Genomic DNA, 15,031 nt, shown 5'->3' with positions numbered 1-15,031 from the left:
TGGCACGGACGGTCCCGTCATCGCCTCAGATCAGGAAATTCTCGATCAGCCGGGCGAGTTCTTCCGGCTGGTCGTGGTGCAACATGTGGGCCGCGTCCTGAACCACGGCGCTCTGCAGGTTGGGCACCGCCCGCAGGCGCTCCAGGTACTGCGCCAGCGTGAACTGGCCCTTCCACCACTGGCCCAGGCTGTCGTCGCTCGCGGTCACGCTGAGCACCGGCGCACTGATGCGGCGGTAGATCGCCAGCGCTTCTTCCACCTGGTAGAGGTGGGCGCTGACCACCTTGTGGGCCACGTCCCCGAGGATCTGCCAGCGGCCCTGGGCATCGGGCGCGGCCCAGTGCTGCGCCAGCCAGTCGGCCTTGGCTTGCGGCAGCCGGGGGTTGGTCTTCATCAGGCGCCGGGCCACGCCGTCCGCCGAGTCGTAGCCCTTGAGGTCCATCTCGCCGCGGTGCAGGGCCTTGATCTCGTCCATCCACTTGGCGTAGCGCTCGGGCGCCTGGGCCGGACGCGTGGCGGGCAGGCCGAAGCCTTCCAGGTTGACCAGCCGGCGGATACGCAGCGGCCGCACGCCGCCATACATCATGACCACGTTGCCACCCATGCTGTGGCCGACCAGATCGACCGGCTGTTCGCCCGCGAAGTGGTCGAGCAGGGCATCGAGGTCGGTCAGGTAGTCGGGGAACCAGTAGCTGTCCGGAGACGGATCGCCACTGCGGGTCAGGCCGAAGCCGCGCCAGTCGGGCGCGATGATCCAGCGATCGGCCTTCAGCGCGTCCACCATGAACTGCCACGAAGCCGACACGTCCATCCAGCCGTGCACCAGCACCAGCGGCGCCTGTCCGGGTACCGGTTCACCCCACTGACGCACGTGGTAGGACAGGTGGCGGATCGGCACAAACGTGCTGCGCGAGGCTTTCAGGGCTTGGTACATTCGATTCATCATAAAGACGAGACGGAGACCCTTCATGCGCCAGCGTCAAGCCAGCGACACCCCCGACCACTACGCCGATCTGCATGGCCGCTTTGGCTGGCAGGTGCCTCGCCGCTTCAACATGGCGGCCGTCTGCTCGCGCCGCTGGGTTGCCGATCCGGCCACGGCGCAGCAGACCGCGGTGATTGCCACCGCGCCGGGACAACCCGACCGCCACCACAGTTACGCCGAGCTGCAGCAGCAGGCGAACCGCCTGTCCAGCGCACTGACGGCGCTCGGCGTTCAGCGTGGCGACCGCGTGGCCATCGTGATGCCGCAGCGCTTCGAGACCGCCGTGGCCTACATGGCCGTGCTGCAGATGGGGGCGGTGGGCATGCCGCTGTCGCAGCTGTTCGGGCCCGAGGCGCTGGAATTCCGTCTGCAGGACAGCGAGGCGGTGGTGGCGATCTGTGACGGCAGCACGCTGGCGGCGGTGCAGTCGGTCAGCGGCAACTGCCCGCAGCTGCGGGCCCTGATTGCGGTCGAAGCGCCGGCGCCGGGTGCGCTGGAATGGACCGGCCTGCTGGCCTCGGCTCCTGCGCGTTTCAAGGCGGTGGACACCCTGGCGGACGAAGCCGCGGTGCTGATCTACACCAGCGGCACCACCGGCAACCCCAAGGGCGCGCTGATTCCGCACCGCGCACTCATCGGCAACCTCACGGGGTTTGTCTGCAGCCAGAACTGGTTTGGCTTTGATCCTTTCGATGCGACGAAGCCTTCGCAGGCGGTGTTCTGGTCGCCGGCCGACTGGGCCTGGACCGGTGGCCTGATGGACGCGCTGCTGCCCTCGCTGTATTTCGGCCGCCCCATCGTGGCCTTCAACGGCCGCTTCAGTCCGCAGGCCGCGTTTGAACTGATGGAGCGCCACCGCGTCACGCACACCTTCCTGTTTCCGACCGCGCTCAAGGCCATGATGAAAGCCTATCCCCAGCCGCGAAAGCAGTTCCGGGTGCAGCTGCAGGCCATCATGAGCGCGGGCGAGGCCGTGGGCGACGCGGTGTTTGCCTACTGCCAGAAACAGCTGGGCGTGACGGTCAACGAAATGTTTGGCCAGACCGAGATCAACTACATCGTGGGCAACTGCGCGCGGCTCTACCCCGCCAAGGCTGGCAGCATGGGCAAAGGCTACCCGGGCCACCGCGTGGCGGTGATCGACGACGAGGGCTGCGAGTGCCCGGTGGGCGTGCCGGGCGACGTGGCGGTGCACCGGCTGGATGTGCATGGCGACCCCGACCCGATCTTTTTCCTCGGCTACTGGAAGAACGAGGCCGCCACGCGCGCCAAGTTCACCGGCGACATGGCCAACAGCTGGTGCCGCACCGGCGACATGGCGGTGCGCGATGCCGAGGGCTACCTCTGGTACCAGGGCCGGGCCGACGATGTGTTCAAGGCCGCGGGCTACCGCATCGGGCCGGGCGAGATCGAGAACTGCCTGGTCAAGCACCCGGCGGTGGCCAACGCGGCGGTGGTGCCCAAGCCCGACGCCGAGCGCGGCGCGGTGGTCAAGGCCTATGTGGTGCTGGCGCAGGAATACCTCGGCGCACAGCCCGGGCGCGCGGCGGGCGATGCAGCGTTCGAGCAGCGGCTGGTGGCCGAGCTGCAGGCCCATGTGAAGGGCAAGCTCGCACCGTACGAGTACCCGAAAGAGATCGAATTCGTCGAGTCCCTGCCCATGACGACCACGGGCAAGGTGCAGCGCCGCGTGTTGCGCCTGCAGGAAGAGGCGCGGGCCCGCGCGCTGGCCTGAACGCCTTCAGCGGGCGCCGCGACCGGGCGGTGCGGTGACCTGGATGGTCAGGCTGCGGCTCGACGCCAGGCCTTCGGCCTGCAGCCGGGTCACCGACAGACCGCGCCCGATCAGGTAGTCGCGCACGCTGTGCGCGCGGTCCAGCGCCAGCATCCGGTTGGCCGATGCGCTGCCCGTCTCGTCGCCAGGACCCACGATGCGCAGGCGCGAATAGCCCTGTCCCTGTAAGCGCTGCGCCAGGCCGTTGAGCTGGCGGGCGAGGGCGGGTTTGACGGCCGATCGCCCGGGGGCAAAGGCTTCCGCGACAGGCACTTCAAGCGTCGATCCGGTGGCATCTCCAGCCCGGTCAGGCCGCGGACCACCGCCCCGGTCGGGTGTGCCACAACCCGCCAGGGTGATGCACAAGGCGAAGGCGGTGAGCAGGTGCAGGGGTTTGAATCGGTACATGGGCAACTCCAGGGCGGGCAGCGGGTTCACGGGTGACACACGGGGCTTTCCCGCGGCCCTAAACTTATAGACCGTTTCGGTCCTCCGGTTTCACGCCATACGCATTTGCACACTTCTTCATGAACACTGTTTCACTGGGTGCCAGCACCCTGCAAGTCACCCCCATCTGCCTCGGCACCATGACCTTTGGTGAGCAGGTCAACGAAGCCGATGCCCACCAGATTCTGGACCGCTCGCTGGAGCGCGGCGTCAACTTCCTCGACGCGGCCGAAATGTATTCCGTCCCCGCCCGGGCCGAAACCTGCGGCGCCACCGAAACCATTCTCGGCAACTGGTTCGCCAAGCGACCGGGCGCGCGCGAAAAACTCGTGCTGGCCACCAAGGTGGCGGGCCCCGCCCGCGGCATGCCCTGGCTGCGCCCCGAGGTGAGCAAGGCCGGCATCATCGAGGCCTGCGAGGCCAGCTTGCGCCGCCTGCAGACCGACGTGATCGACCTTTACCAGATCCACTGGCCGGCGCGCAACATGCCGGCCTTCGGCGCACTGTATTTCGACCCGGCCAAAGACAAGCCCGGCGTTTCCGTGCACGAGCAGCTGGAGGCCCTGGCCGAGCTGGTCCAAGCGGGCAAGGTGCGGGCGGTGGGCCTGTCGAACGAAACACCTTACGGCGTGCACGAGTTCGTGCGCCTGGCCGAGCAGCACGGCCTGCCGCGCGTGGCCACGGTGCAGAACCCGTATTGCCTGATCAACCGCAGCTATGAAAACGGGCTCGACGAAACCTGCCACCGCCTGGGCGTGTCGCTGCTGGCGTATTCACCGCTGGGCTTCGGCCTGCTGACCGGCAAATACGACGCCAACGGCTTGGTGGGCGACGCCGGGCGCATGGCGCTGTACGACTCGATGCGCAAACAGCGCTGGGGTCGGCCGGAAGCGCTGGATGCCGCGCGCCGATACAACGCGCTGGCCCGCGAGCACGGCATGACGCCCGCGCAACTGGCGCTGGCCTTCTGCTACACCAACTGGCGCGTGGCCAGCACCATCATCGGTGTGACCTCGCTGGCGCAGCTGGACGAATGTCTGGATGCCTGGGGCACGGCGCTGTCGCCCGAGCTGCTCAAAGAGATTGACAAAATCCGCTGGGAACTGCGCGATCCCGCCCAGTGATGGCGAAGAAGACCCACATCTCTGAAACCCCCGCCACCGCCTGGCTCAAGGCGCATGGCGTGGTCTTCACCGAGCACCCCTATGAGTACCTGGAACACGGCGGTGCGCAGCACAGCGCCGCGGTATTGGGCTTCGACCCGTTTGCCGTGGTCAAGACGCTGATCATGCAGGACGAGACGGCGAAGCCGCTGGCGGTGCTGATGCACGGCAACCGCACGGTGTCCACCAAGAACCTGGCGCGCCAGATCGGTGCCAAGTCGGTCGAGCCCTGCAAGCCCGAGGTGGCGAACCGGCACAGCGGCTATTTTGTGGGTGGTACCTCGCCCTTTGGCCTCAAGCGCGACATGCCGGTGTGGGTGGAGTCCACGGTGCTGGCGCTGCCGAAGATCTGGATCAACGGTGGGCGGCGCGGTTTCCTGGTCGGTATCGACCCGGCCGTGCTCAGCGGTCCGCTGGGGGCCAGGGCCGTGCAGTGCGCGCTGGCAGAATAGGCGACCGGAACCGCACGCGCGCTGGACGCGCGAACCCCCAGAACAACAACGAGGACGTCGCCTTGGAATCCTTCTATCCGCTCATCGCCACCGTGGCCGCCTACCTGATCGGCTCGCTGTCTTTTGCTGTCCTGGTCAGTCGCGCGATGGGCCTGAACGACCCGCGCACCTTCGGCAGCAAGAACCCCGGCGCCACCAACGTGCTGCGCTCGGGCAGCAAGGCCGCCGCCATCGTCACGCTGCTGCTGGACGCCTTCAAGGGCTGGCTGCCGGTGGTGGCCGTGAAGTGGTGGGGTGAAGCCTGGGGGCTGGGCGACGGCACGGTGGCGCTGGTCGGCCTGGCGGCTTTTCTCGGGCACCTGTATCCGGTGTTCTTCCGCTTCCAGGGCGGCAAGGGCGTGGCCACGGCGGCCGGCGTGATCCTCGGTTTCAACCCCTGGCTCGGCCTCGCCACGCTCGCCACCTGGGTGATCGTGGCCTTCTTCTTTCGTTACTCCTCACTGGCCTCCATCGTCACGGCGGTGTTCGCTCCGGCGTACTACCTGTTTGGCCGCCAGGTGGCCTGGGACGCCCCGAATGTGATGGTGTTGAGCCTGGCGGTCATGGGCATCCTGCTGGTGTGGCGCCACGCGGAAAACATCAACCGGTTGTTCGCCGGCAAAGAAAGCAAACTGGGGTCCAAAAGCCAATGAGCCAGGATATTGAGCGCCACGGCGTGGCGGCCCGCTACAGCGAAGCGGCGGTTTTCAACGGCGTGGTCTACCTCGCCGGCATGGTGCCCGAACGGGGCGACACGGACATCCGGGGCCAGACGCAGGACGTGCTCGACCAGGTCCAGCAGCGCCTGCTGGAAGCCGGCAGCGACAAGTCGCGCATCCTGCGCGCACAGATCTACCTGACCGACATCCGCGAGATCGGCATCATGAACGAGGTGTGGGACGCCTGGGTGGTGCCGGGCACCGCGCCGCCGCGTGCCACGGTGCAGGCCGCGCTGGCGAATCCGGACTGGAAGATCGAGATCGTGGTGACGGCTGCGCAGGCCTGAGCAATCAGAAGCGCTTTTCCAGCGTGAGCTGGTCGTTCGTGCGCTGCATCTGGAAGCGGGTGAGGAAGGTGTTGCCGAGCAGCACATAAGGCATCGGCTGCGGCGACACGATGGCCGCCACGTCGTACACCACAACATCACCCAGGCGCACCGAATCCAGCTTGATGAGGTAGCCGTTGGCCGAGCCATTGGCGGTGTTCATTTGGACCTTCTGCCCTTGTTCGAACTTCAGGTTGATGCGTCGGGCTTCGGCTTCGCCGATGCCGATGCCGGTGGCCCCGGTGTCCACCATGAACTGCACCGTCTTGCCATTGATCTGCCCCTGTGGCATGAAGTGGCCACGCGAGTCGGCTGTCAGCACGATGCGCTGGCCACCGCCGCCGCTAGCGGCCATGCGACCCACGCTCACCGGCGCATCACCCACCCGCAATGTCTGGCGCTTGCCCTCGATCTCGATCACCGCGGTGTCGTCCTGGGCGCTGATCAGGCGCACGCCCTGGTGCGTCTGCCCCGCGCTCATGAACCGGGGCGCGCTCCCGTCGATCACCACCAGCGCCTTGCTGCCGCTCATGCCCGAGAGTGCAACCGACTGCGCCAGCGAGGCGTTGGCAACGAGGGCCAGAAGCAGTGCGGGGCAAAGAAACGATGTGCGCATGAAGTGCCTTCACCAAGGGCGCCGAGGGTCCGGCTTTGCCGGCCCAAAGGCGCCGCCCCCTAGAGGGGGTGACGCGCCCCTGGGCGCGGCGCGGGGGCGGGCTCAGTCCCTGAAATTGTTGAACGACAAAGGCAGGTCCTTCAGCTCGCTTTTGATCAGCGCCATGGCGGCCTGCAGGTCGTCGCGCTTGGCGCCGGTCACGCGCACCGCGTCGCCCTGAATGGCGCCCTGCACTTTGATCTTGCTGCCCTTGAGGGTTTGCTGGATCTTTTTGCCGTCTTCGGTGCTGATGCCGTTCTTGACTTTCACCACCTGTTTGACCTTGTCGCCGCCGATTTTTTCGACCTTGCCGGCGTCGAGGAAGCGCACGTCCACGCCGCGCTTGGCCAGTTTGGCCACCAGCACGTCGTTGACCTGGGTGAGCTGGAAGTCGGCATCACCGAACAGGGTGATTTCCTTTTCCTTGTCCTTGAGTTCGATGCCGGCGCTGGTGCCCTTGAAATCAAAACGGGTGCCGATTTCGCGTGCGACCTGTTCGACCGCGTTTTTCACTTCCACAAGATCGGCTTCGAGAACGGTGTCAAAAGAAGGCATGGTGCGTGGTTCCAGAAAGCGTGGGTGAGACAATCTTCAGATGTTAGTCGAGAACAATGTGGCGCTCCAGCCCTTCAACAGTTTTGGCATCGCGGCGCGGGCCCAGCGTTTCGCGCGCGTGTGCTCCGAGGCGGACCTCACCGGTCTGATGTCCGGACCCGACTGGGCCGCCCCGGTGTTTGTGCTCGGGGGGGGCAGCAACCTCGTGATCACGGGGGATATCAAGGCGCTGGTGCTCAAGGTCGACATCCCGGGCCGGCGCCTGGTGGAAGAAACCGCCAAGGGCTGGGTGGTGGAGGCCGGTGCGGGCGAGAACTGGCACCAGTTCGTGGCCTGGACGCTGGTGCAGGGCTGGCCCGGTCTGGAAAACCTGGCGCTGATACCCGGCTCGGTGGGGGCGTCGCCGGTGCAAAACATCGGCGCCTACGGCGTGGAACTGCAGGACCGTTTTCATTCACTCGACGCCATCGACCTGCAGACCGGTCGCGCCTTCACGCTGGACGCCGCGCAATGTGGTTTCGGCTACCGCGATTCGGTGTTCAAACACGTGCCAACGGACGCGCGCAGCTTCGGCCTGGCGGGCCGGGCGCTGATCACCCGCGTGCGTTTCCTGTTGCCCAAACCCTGGAAGCCGGTGCTGGGTTACCTGGACCTGGAGCGCAAGATGGCCGAGACCGGCATCCACACGCCCGATGCGCAGCAGATCTTCGACTGGGTGGTGGCGATCCGGCGCGCCAAATTGCCCGACCCGGCGGTGATCGGCAACGCCGGCAGCTTCTTCAAGAACCCCACCGTCACGCCCGAACAGTGCGCCGACATCATCGCGCGCGATCCGAAGGTGGTGCACTACCCGATGCCGGACGGCAGCATCAAGCTGGCGGCGGGCTGGCTGATCGACGCCTGCGGCTGGAAAGGCAAGAGCGTGGGCAACGCCGCTGTGTACGAAAAGCAGGCGCTGGTGCTGGTCAACCGCGGTGGCCCCAGCCACCCCTGCACCGGTGGCGAAGTCATGACCCTGGCCAAGGCGATCCAGACCAGTGTCTATGAACGTTTCGGTATCCGGCTGGAACCCGAGCCCGTCGTGGTTTGAGCGGCTGAGCGTTTCCGGGCGCCTGCGCCAAATGGCCTGCCGCTGTAGCATGCGGCTCATGAACCGTCGATACCTTTCGCAGATGGTGCGGCTGCTGCTCGTGACCGGCTGTGTGGCCTACGCTGTTCCGGCCCGCCTGGCGATGGCCGAGACCGCTGGCGTCGACATCACGTCCACCCACCAGGGCCGCCGTGTCACCATCGGCATGCGCACCACGGTGGCGGCGCCGTACAGCGTGATCTGGGCCACCCTGACCGACTACGACAACACCGCCCGGTGGATCACCGGCATGGACCGCAGTGTGGTGCTTCGGCGCAAACCGGGCGGCGCGCTGGTTGAACAAAGTGGGCACGCCGACATCCTGTTTTTCAACATGGCGGTCAACGTGGTGCTGGAGGTGGATGAGCAACCGCCGGAGCGCATCGGGGTGAAGGCGGTGCGCGGCGATTTCAGCCACCTGGAGGGGGAATACCGGTTGATACCCGTGGCGGGCGCCACCGATCTGTACGACCTCACCTGGCGCGGGGAGATGGAACTGGCGTCCCCGGTGCCGGGGTTCCTGGCCCAGCCGATCCTGCGGGCGAACATCCGCCAGCGGTTTGAAAGCCTCGTGGCCGAGATCCAACGCCGCACGCGAGCGGTACCGAAGAAGTAGCCAGCCATGGGGTTCGCGCGCGCTGATGCCCCGCAGCTGCAGGCCCTGCGGTGGCTGTGGGCCGGGCTGCTGCTGGCGGCCTTGTCGGCCTGTGCTTCGTGGCCCGCACCGTCAGAACCCGTGGCGAGCCAGCCGGATGATCCGGCAGCCAGTTGCCGGGCCTGGTTCACCCAGCTGGACCGTGTCGTGACCCAGCACCGGGTGAACGACGCCGAGGATCACCGCCTGGCGGGGTTCCCGCAGTTGCGGAGCTCCCGTTTTCTGGCCTCGTTTCGTGAGCGGGCTGCGCAGGGCGGTGTGGCTTTCGACGACTGGCTGGGTTTGTTGCAGGCGCGGGGAACCGAAGGACACGGGATTGAAATCGCCAACCTGCCCGGTGCGGGCATTGAGGCCTTGGCTGCGGTTGCCGAGGGCTGGAACAACAGCCCGCCGAAGGACCCACGGGCCGCTGTGGCCGAGCAGACCCGGCACTGCGCGCAGGTGTTGACAGACGCCGACCGGAGCGCGACCGTGCGCCGCACGCTGTTGCTCGAACGGGCGCAGGTGCCCGATGCCTATTCCACACTGGCCCGTGCGCTGGGTGTCTACGCCATCACGCGCCTGCCGTTCAGCGCGGGCGTGCAGCGCTGGCAACAGGACACGCTGGACGCTTTTGCCCGCGAGGCGCAGGTGGCACCCGGCGGGCCATCCACCACGCGCTTCGTGCCTCGGGCATCGGAGGTGGGGGACCTTGGTGATGCGTTCGCGCGGGCCCCGCGCAACGCGCTGGGCATTCCCCAGCTGGATGAGCGCCTGCAGCAGCAACTGCTGGACCGCCATGCCCCGGTGTTCGAACTGCCCAAAGGGGCCGGCTTCGACCGCATTGGCGCCATGACCCTGGTGCCCGGTGGCACGCCGCGCGTGGACACTTCGCAGCCGACGGTGTACCGGCGCATCGCGTTGGTGCGGCAGGCGGGGCAAACACTGGTGCAGCTGGTTTACCTCGCCTGGTTTCCCGAGCGGCCACGGGCCGGGTCTTTCGATCTGCTGGCGGGCCAACTGGATGGCCTGGTCTGGCGCGTGACGCTGGACGTCCACGGCCAACCGCTGCTGTACGACACGATCCACGCCTGCGGTTGTTACCACCTCTTTTTTCCCACCCGCGCGCTGCGCGCCAGGCCCGCTCCCGAACCGGGCATTGAATGGGTGTTCATCCCGGGCGAGGCGCCGGAGCCGGCAGCCGGGGAACGCATGGTCCTGCGGCTGGTCTCGGGGTCGCATTACCTGACCGCCCTGAGCACGGTGCGCGACCCGGTCGGCGAACCCTATGAACACCGGGCGGAATCCGTGTTGCGTTCGCTGCCCTGGCCCGGCGGTGAACCCGGCGCGCGCCGCAGCCTGTATGGCCCCGACGGCCTCATTGCCGGCACACAGCGGGGCGAGCGCTACCTGTTCTGGCCCATGGGCGTGCGGGACGCCGGTGCGCAGCGGCAGTGGGGGCACCACGCCACGGCCTTTGTCGGGCGGCGGCATTTTGACGATCCGGATCTGATCGACCGGCGTTTCGAGCGGGTCGAACCCGCTGGCGTTGGCGGCGGAAGCCACTGATCCCCGGCGAGCCACACCCAGAAGCAGGAAAGCCGCTCGGGGGAGCGGCTTTCTCAGGGGGCAGACGACGGGGCTTATTCGCCCTTGTCGCCTTCCAGCCGCAGCATCTGCGCGCCTTCGCCCAGCGACAGCAGGCCGCTCTTGGCGTAGATGCCGAGTTTGGCACGGGTGTCCACGATGTCGAGGTTGCGCATGGTCAGCTGGCCGATGCGGTCCAGCGGCGTGAACGGCGCGTCTTCCACCTTTTCCATCGACAGGCGCTCGGGCGCATACGTCAGGTTCGGGCTCTCGGTGTTCATGATCGAGTAGTCGTTGCCACGGCGCAGTTCGATGGTGACCTCGCCGGTGATGGCGCGCGCCACCCAGCGCTGGGCGGTTTCGCGCAGCATGATGGACTGCGGGTCGAACCAGCGGCCCTGGTAGAGCAGGCGGCCGAGCTTGAGGCCGTTGATGCGGTACTGCTCGATCGTGTCTTCGTTGTGGATGCCGGTCACCAGGCGCTCGTAGGCGATGTGCAGCAGGGCTAGGCCCGGGGCTTCGTAGATGCCGCGGCTCTTGGCTTCGATGATGCGGTTCTCGATCTGGTCGCTCATGCCCAGGCCGTGGCGGCCACCGATGCGGTTGGCCTCAAGGATCAGGTCCACCGGTGAGTCGAAGGTCTGGCCGTTCAGGGCGACCGGCTGGCCTTCTTCGAAGCGCACCGTCACGGTTTCGCGTTTGACTTCGACCTCATCCTTCCAGAACGCCACACCCATGATGGGGTTGACGATGGTGATGCCGCTGTTGAGGTGCTCCAGGTCTTTCGCCTCGTGCGTGGCGCCCAGCATGTTGCTGTCGGTGGAATAGGCCTTTTCGGCGCTCATCTTGTAGCCGAAGCCGTTGGCTGTCATGAAGGCGCTCATTTCGGCGCGGCCGCCCAGCTCGTCGATGAACAGCTGGTCGAGCCAGGGCTTGTAGATCTTCAGGCTGGGGTTGGTCAGCAGGCCGTAGCGGTAGAAGCGCTCGATGTCGTTGCCCTTGTAGGTGCTGCCGTCGCCCCAGATGTGGACGTCGTCTTCCTTCATCGCGGCCACCAGCATGGTGCCCGTGACTGCACGGCCCAGCGGCGTGGTGTTGAAGTAGGTCACACCCGCGGTGCTGATGTGGAAGGCGCCGCACTGAAGCGCGGCAATGCCTTCGTGCGCCAGCTGGGTGCGGCAGTCGATCAGGCGCGCTTTTTCGGCGCCGTACTGCATGGCCTTGCGCGGGATCTCGTCGTAGTCCGGCTCGTCGGGCTGGCCGAGGTTGGCGGTGTAGGCGTAGGGGATTGCGCCCTTTTGCTTCATCCACAGCAGGGCGGCGGAGGTGTCCAGGCCGCCGGAAAAGGCGATGCCGACTTTCTGTTGCGTGGGAAGGTTCTGAAGAATGGTGGCCATGTGTGTGCTCAGCCGAAGTGGCAGATGTAGTGGTAGGGCTCGGTCACCCGGATGTCGAAACTGCTGTTGCCGGGAATGCTGAACTTGTCGCCCGGGCCGGACTTGAGCCAGGCGTCGGAGCCGGCCAGCTTGTATTCGCAGCCGCCGGCCACGCATTCCATGATCTCGGGTGCGCCGGTGTTGAACGTCAGCGTGGCGGGCAGCACCACGCCAACCGACTTCTTGGTGCCGTCCGGGAAGGTGATGCCGTGGCTGACGCACTTGCCGTCGAAGTACACGCTGGCCTGGGTGTTGACGGTCACGCCGCTGATCTGGGTGGTGCTCATGGGAGGGAGGGTGTGAAAAGTGGAGGCGAAACCGCGATTTTAGGCGGGCGGGGAGGTCAGAGCCGTTGTTGCCAGTCGGTGGCGTCAAAGCCGACGGTGATGGCGCCTTTGGCCCAGGCCACGACAGGGCGCTTGATCACGCTGGGGTGGTCCAGCAGCAGGGTGCGGGCGGTGGGGTTGTCCACCACCGCGTTGCGCGTGGCCTCGTCCAGCCCTCGCCAGGTCGTGCCCTTGCGGTTGACGAGTTTTTCCCAGCCGGCGACGGCCAGCCAGCGGTCGAGATCGGCCTCGGGAACGCCCTGTTTCTTGAAGTCGTGGAACGTGTATTCGACACCGTGTTCCGCCAGCCAGGCGCGGGCCTTTTTGACGGTGTCGCAGTTGGGGATGCCGTAGAGTGTGGTCATCCCCGAATTCTGGCACGCCGCCCTCGGCAGGCGCGGTCCAACCCGAAGCCATCACCATGACCCAGCGCGACTTTTACCCGCCCATCGAACCGTTCCAGACCGGCGTGCTCGACACCGGCGATGGCCATTCGGTCTATTGGGAACTGTGTGGCAACCCGGCAGGAAAACCGGCGGTGTTCCTGCACGGCGGACCGGGTTCGGGCTGCTCGCCCGATCACCGCCGCCTGTTCGATCCGGAACGCTACTGTGTGTTGCTGTTCGACCAGCGCGGTTGCGGGCGTTCCCAGCCCGCCGCCTCGCTGGAGAACAACACCACCTGGCACTTGGTGGCCGACATGGAGCGCCTGCGCGAGATGCTGGGCGTGGACCGCTGGCTGGTTTTCGGCGGCTCCTGGGGCAGCACGCTGGCGCTGGCCTATGCACAGGCGCACACACAGCGCGTGTCGGCGCTGATCGTGCGCGGCATCTTCACCCTGCGGCGCGAGGAACTGCTCTGGTACTACCAGGAGGGCGCTTCGTGGCTGTTCCCGGATTTGTGGGAGGGTTTTGTGGCGCCCATTCCCGAGGCCGAGCGGGGCGACCTGATCGGTGCCTACCGTCGGCGCCTGACCGGGGCGGACACGGCCGAGCAACTGGCCTGCGCGCGCGCCTGGAGCCTGTGGGAAGGGCAGACGATCCGCCTGCTGCCCGATGAGGCCAACACGGCCAAACATTCGAACGACGCGTTCTCGCTGGCCTTCGCGCGCATCGAAAACCACTACTTCGTGCACGACGGCTGGATGGACGAGGGGCAGCTGATCCGTGATGCGGGCAAGTTGGCGCATATTCCCGGCGTGATCGTGCAGGGCCGTTACGACGTCTGCACCCCCGCCCACACGGCCTGGGCGCTGCACCGCGCCTGGCCGCAGGCCGAGTTCCACCTGGTGCCCGATGCCGGGCACGCTTTCAACGAACCTGGCATCCTCACCAAGCTGATCGAGGCCACGGACCGCTTCGCGCGCTGAGGTTTTGGCCGGCCCGGGATAATCAGGGCCATGAACACGTTCCCGGCCCTGAATACGCTTGAAGACTGGCTCGCGCACTGCGAGCGCCTGCACCCCGTCACCATCGACATGGGCCTGGACCGCGTGCAGCGCGTTGCGCAGCGCATGGGTCTGGCGATGGATTGCCCGGTGATCACCGTGGCGGGCACCAACGGCAAGGGCTCCACCTGCGCCATGCTCGAAGCCATCTACGGCGAAGCGGGCTACCGCACCGGCGTCTACACCTCGCCGCACCTGGTGCATTTTGAAGAGCGCTGCCGCGTCCAGGGTGAGGCGGTGGCCGCCGACGCGCTGCTGCCCGCGTTTGCCGAGGTGGAGGCGGCCCGCCTGGGTCAGGGTGGCGAAGACAGCATCAGCCTGAGTTATTTTGAGTTCACCACGCTGGCCATCCTGCGCACCCTGTCGCGCAGCGGGTTGGATGTGGCGATTCTGGAAGTGGGTCTGGGCGGGCGGCTGGACGCGGTGAACATCCTGGACGCCGACTGCGCCGTCATCACCTGCATCGCGCTGGACCACATGGCCATCCTGGGCCCGGACCGCGAAGCCATCGGCTACGAGAAGGCCGGCATCATGCGCACCGGCCGACCGGTGGTGGTGAGCGACCCGGTGCCGCCGCAAAGCGTGCTGGACCGCGCGCTGGAAGTGGGCGCCGAGCTGTGGCGCCTGGGCAAGGACTTTCATTTCGCCGGCGACCAGCAGCAGTGGGGCTGGGCCATGCACCCTTCGCACGGCGGGCGGCGTTACGCCGGCCTGGCCTACCCGGCGCTGCGCGGCGCCAACCAGTTGGTCAATGCCTCCGGCGTGCTGGCGGCCATCGAGGCCCTGCGCCCGCGCCTGCCGGTCACGGCCCAGGCCGTGCGCAATGGCTTGGCCATGGTGGAGCTGCCGGGGCGTTTCCAGATCGTGCCCGGCACACCCACCCTGGTGCTGGACGTGGCCCACAACCCGCATTCCGTGGCGGCGCTGGCTGAAAACCTCGATGCCATGGGCTATTACCCGACCACCCATGCCGTGTTTGGCGCCATGGCCGACAAGGACTTGGGCGCCATGCTGGAGCGCATCGCGCCGCTGATCGACCGCTGGCATGTGACCGATCTGCCCCTGCCACGTGCCAGCAGCGCCGCTGCACTGGCGCAGCTGCTGGACGCCCATCCGGCCACCGCGCCAGGGGGCAAGAGCCGGGTGGCAGGGCGCCACGCCACCCCCCTGGGGGCATTGCAGGCAGCGGTGTCTGCAGCAGACCCCGCTGATAGAATCGTGGTCTTTGGTTCCTTCTTCACCGTGGGTGGGGTTTTGCAGGATGGGATACCCCGGCTGTCGGCGAAACACCTGACCGCCTGACCCTCTCCGCCGATCACGCCTTTGTGCGTTTTTGCTCCTCACCGCCGGCTTTGAA

General features: G+C 66.9%; 17 protein-coding genes. 10 read left to right on the top strand and 7 right to left on the bottom strand.

The features are described from left to right. Positions 1-25: 25 nt before the first annotated feature. Positions 26-934, bottom strand: a complete 909-nt coding sequence (locus F3K02_RS23135; RefSeq protein ID WP_177138408.1) for an alpha/beta fold hydrolase — start codon at positions 932-934, stop codon at positions 26-28. Between the two features lie 34 nt (positions 935-968). On the opposite strand from F3K02_RS23135, the gene F3K02_RS23130 reads away from it, so the two are divergent. Then, positions 969-2,720 carry an acetate--CoA ligase gene (locus F3K02_RS23130; protein ID WP_177138407.1) on the top strand — a complete coding sequence of 584 codons (1,752 nt, stop codon included), beginning with the start codon at positions 969-971 and terminating at the stop codon, positions 2,718-2,720. Positions 2,721-2,726: 6 nt separating this feature from the next. Here the strand turns inward: F3K02_RS23130 and F3K02_RS23125 are convergent, their stop codons facing one another. Then, positions 2,727-3,167 carry an OmpA family protein gene (locus F3K02_RS23125; RefSeq protein WP_177138406.1) on the bottom strand — a complete coding sequence of 147 codons (441 nt, stop codon included), beginning with the start codon at positions 3,165-3,167 and terminating at the stop codon, positions 2,727-2,729. Positions 3,168-3,286: 119 nt separating this feature from the next. On the opposite strand from F3K02_RS23125, the gene F3K02_RS23120 reads away from it, so the two are divergent. The 4 genes from F3K02_RS23120 to F3K02_RS23105 all read left to right on the top strand — a co-directional run bounded on the left by F3K02_RS23120 (position 3,287) and on the right by F3K02_RS23105 (position 5,866). Next, on the top strand, positions 3,287-4,330 hold the full coding sequence (locus F3K02_RS23120; RefSeq protein ID WP_177138404.1) for an aldo/keto reductase: 1,044 nt from the start codon (positions 3,287-3,289) through the stop codon (positions 4,328-4,330). Continuing rightward, on the top strand, positions 4,330-4,821 hold the full coding sequence (locus tag F3K02_RS23115) for an aminoacyl-tRNA deacylase (protein WP_177138402.1): 492 nt from the start codon (positions 4,330-4,332) through the stop codon (positions 4,819-4,821). The genes F3K02_RS23120 and F3K02_RS23115 overlap by 1 nt, the downstream gene beginning before the upstream one ends. Before the next feature lie 62 nt (positions 4,822-4,883). Further along, on the top strand, positions 4,884-5,513 hold the full coding sequence (plsY, locus tag F3K02_RS23110; protein WP_177138400.1) for a glycerol-3-phosphate 1-O-acyltransferase PlsY: 630 nt from the start codon (positions 4,884-4,886) through the stop codon (positions 5,511-5,513). Then, positions 5,510-5,866 (top strand): RidA family protein, encoded by a 357-nt coding sequence (locus F3K02_RS23105; RefSeq protein WP_177138398.1) that lies wholly within the window; start codon positions 5,510-5,512, stop codon positions 5,864-5,866. Before plsY ends, F3K02_RS23105 begins: the two co-directional genes overlap by 4 nt. A gap of 4 nt (positions 5,867-5,870) precedes the next feature. Here the strand turns inward: F3K02_RS23105 and F3K02_RS23100 are convergent, their stop codons facing one another. Both F3K02_RS23100 and F3K02_RS23095 read right to left on the bottom strand, forming a co-directional pair. Beyond that, on the bottom strand, positions 5,871-6,521 hold the full coding sequence (locus tag F3K02_RS23100; protein ID WP_246309729.1) for a retropepsin-like aspartic protease family protein: 651 nt from the start codon (positions 6,519-6,521) through the stop codon (positions 5,871-5,873). A 102-nt stretch (positions 6,522-6,623) separates the two neighbouring features. Further along, complete coding sequence (locus tag F3K02_RS23095; protein WP_177138396.1) at positions 6,624-7,115, bottom strand: YajQ family cyclic di-GMP-binding protein; 492 nt, start codon at positions 7,113-7,115, stop codon at positions 6,624-6,626. 40 nt (positions 7,116-7,155) lie between these two features. Between F3K02_RS23095 and murB the strand changes: the two genes are divergently transcribed. Genes murB through F3K02_RS23080 form a run of 3 tightly spaced genes read left to right on the top strand, consistent with a single transcriptional unit; the run spans position 7,156 to position 10,447 of the window. Next, positions 7,156-8,205: a UDP-N-acetylmuramate dehydrogenase gene (gene murB / locus F3K02_RS23090; protein WP_177138394.1), complete on the top strand. Its 1,050-nt coding sequence runs from the start codon at positions 7,156-7,158 to the stop codon at positions 8,203-8,205. A 58-nt stretch (positions 8,206-8,263) separates the two neighbouring features. Continuing rightward, a complete protein-coding gene (locus F3K02_RS23085; RefSeq protein ID WP_177138386.1) occupies positions 8,264-8,860 on the top strand; it encodes an SRPBCC family protein in 597 nt (198 codons plus the stop codon). Between the two features lie 6 nt (positions 8,861-8,866). Next, the gene (locus tag F3K02_RS23080) at positions 8,867-10,447 is read left to right on the top strand and encodes a hypothetical protein (protein WP_177138384.1); all 1,581 of its coding nucleotides are present in this window, start codon (positions 8,867-8,869) and stop codon (positions 10,445-10,447) included. 74 nt (positions 10,448-10,521) lie between these two features. On the opposite strand, the gene argG is transcribed toward F3K02_RS23080, so the two are convergent. The 3 genes from argG to F3K02_RS23065 are packed head-to-tail and all read right to left on the bottom strand — an operon-like array spanning position 10,522 to position 12,592. After that, positions 10,522-11,862, bottom strand: a complete 1,341-nt coding sequence (argG, locus tag F3K02_RS23075) for an argininosuccinate synthase (protein ID WP_177138382.1) — start codon at positions 11,860-11,862, stop codon at positions 10,522-10,524. An 8-nt stretch (positions 11,863-11,870) separates the two neighbouring features. Then, a complete protein-coding gene (gene ppnP / locus F3K02_RS23070) occupies positions 11,871-12,188 on the bottom strand; it encodes a pyrimidine/purine nucleoside phosphorylase (RefSeq protein WP_177138371.1) in 318 nt (105 codons plus the stop codon). 56 nt (positions 12,189-12,244) lie between these two features. Then, positions 12,245-12,592, bottom strand: a complete 348-nt coding sequence (locus F3K02_RS23065) for an ArsC family reductase (protein ID WP_177138369.1) — start codon at positions 12,590-12,592, stop codon at positions 12,245-12,247. 56 nt (positions 12,593-12,648) lie between these two features. Here F3K02_RS23065 and pip point away from each other — a divergent pair, with 56 nt between their 5' ends. Continuing rightward, positions 12,649-13,596 (top strand): prolyl aminopeptidase, encoded by a 948-nt coding sequence (gene pip, locus F3K02_RS23060; RefSeq protein WP_177138367.1) that lies wholly within the window; start codon positions 12,649-12,651, stop codon positions 13,594-13,596. Between the two features lie 30 nt (positions 13,597-13,626). Further along, positions 13,627-14,976 carry a bifunctional tetrahydrofolate synthase/dihydrofolate synthase gene (gene folC, locus F3K02_RS23055; RefSeq protein WP_177138365.1) on the top strand — a complete coding sequence of 450 codons (1,350 nt, stop codon included), beginning with the start codon at positions 13,627-13,629 and terminating at the stop codon, positions 14,974-14,976. Positions 14,977-15,031: the final 55 nt, after the last annotated feature.

The organism is Hydrogenophaga aromaticivorans (assembly GCF_013387465.1).
Classification (GTDB): Bacteria; Pseudomonadota; Gammaproteobacteria; order Burkholderiales; family Burkholderiaceae_C; genus Hydrogenophaga; species Hydrogenophaga aromaticivorans.
Note: the sequence above shows the minus strand (reverse complement) of the source record. Positions and strands in the feature narration are given on the sequence as shown.

Excerpts from the sequence above, each read along its gene's own strand:
- F3K02_RS23125 (WP_177138406.1), bottom strand. The coding sequence starts at position 3,167 with ATGTACCGATTCAAACCCCTGCACCTGCTCACCGCCTTCGCCTTGTGC.
- argG (WP_177138382.1), bottom strand. The coding sequence starts at position 11,862 with ATGGCCACCATTCTTCAGAACCTTCCCACGCAACAGAAAGTCGGCATC.
- F3K02_RS23120 (WP_177138404.1), top strand. The coding sequence starts at position 3,287 with ATGAACACTGTTTCACTGGGTGCCAGCACCCTGCAAGTCACCCCCATC.
- F3K02_RS23130 (WP_177138407.1), top strand. The coding sequence starts at position 969 with ATGCGCCAGCGTCAAGCCAGCGACACCCCCGACCACTACGCCGATCTG.
- F3K02_RS23085 (WP_177138386.1), top strand. The coding sequence starts at position 8,264 with ATGAACCGTCGATACCTTTCGCAGATGGTGCGGCTGCTGCTCGTGACC.
- F3K02_RS23115 (WP_177138402.1), top strand. The coding sequence starts at position 4,330 with ATGGCGAAGAAGACCCACATCTCTGAAACCCCCGCCACCGCCTGGCTC.
- folC (WP_177138365.1), top strand. The coding sequence starts at position 13,627 with ATGAACACGTTCCCGGCCCTGAATACGCTTGAAGACTGGCTCGCGCAC.
- murB (WP_177138394.1), top strand. The coding sequence starts at position 7,156 with ATGTTAGTCGAGAACAATGTGGCGCTCCAGCCCTTCAACAGTTTTGGC.
- F3K02_RS23095 (WP_177138396.1), bottom strand. The coding sequence starts at position 7,115 with ATGCCTTCTTTTGACACCGTTCTCGAAGCCGATCTTGTGGAAGTGAAA.
- ppnP (WP_177138371.1), bottom strand. The coding sequence starts at position 12,188 with ATGAGCACCACCCAGATCAGCGGCGTGACCGTCAACACCCAGGCCAGC.
- F3K02_RS23100 (WP_246309729.1), bottom strand. The coding sequence starts at position 6,521 with ATGCGCACATCGTTTCTTTGCCCCGCACTGCTTCTGGCCCTCGTTGCC.
- F3K02_RS23135 (WP_177138408.1), bottom strand. The coding sequence starts at position 934 with ATGTACCAAGCCCTGAAAGCCTCGCGCAGCACGTTTGTGCCGATCCGC.
- F3K02_RS23065 (WP_177138369.1), bottom strand. The coding sequence starts at position 12,592 with ATGACCACACTCTACGGCATCCCCAACTGCGACACCGTCAAAAAGGCC.
- F3K02_RS23105 (WP_177138398.1), top strand. The coding sequence starts at position 5,510 with ATGAGCCAGGATATTGAGCGCCACGGCGTGGCGGCCCGCTACAGCGAA.
- F3K02_RS23080 (WP_177138384.1), top strand. The coding sequence starts at position 8,867 with ATGGGGTTCGCGCGCGCTGATGCCCCGCAGCTGCAGGCCCTGCGGTGG.
- pip (WP_177138367.1), top strand. The coding sequence starts at position 12,649 with ATGACCCAGCGCGACTTTTACCCGCCCATCGAACCGTTCCAGACCGGC.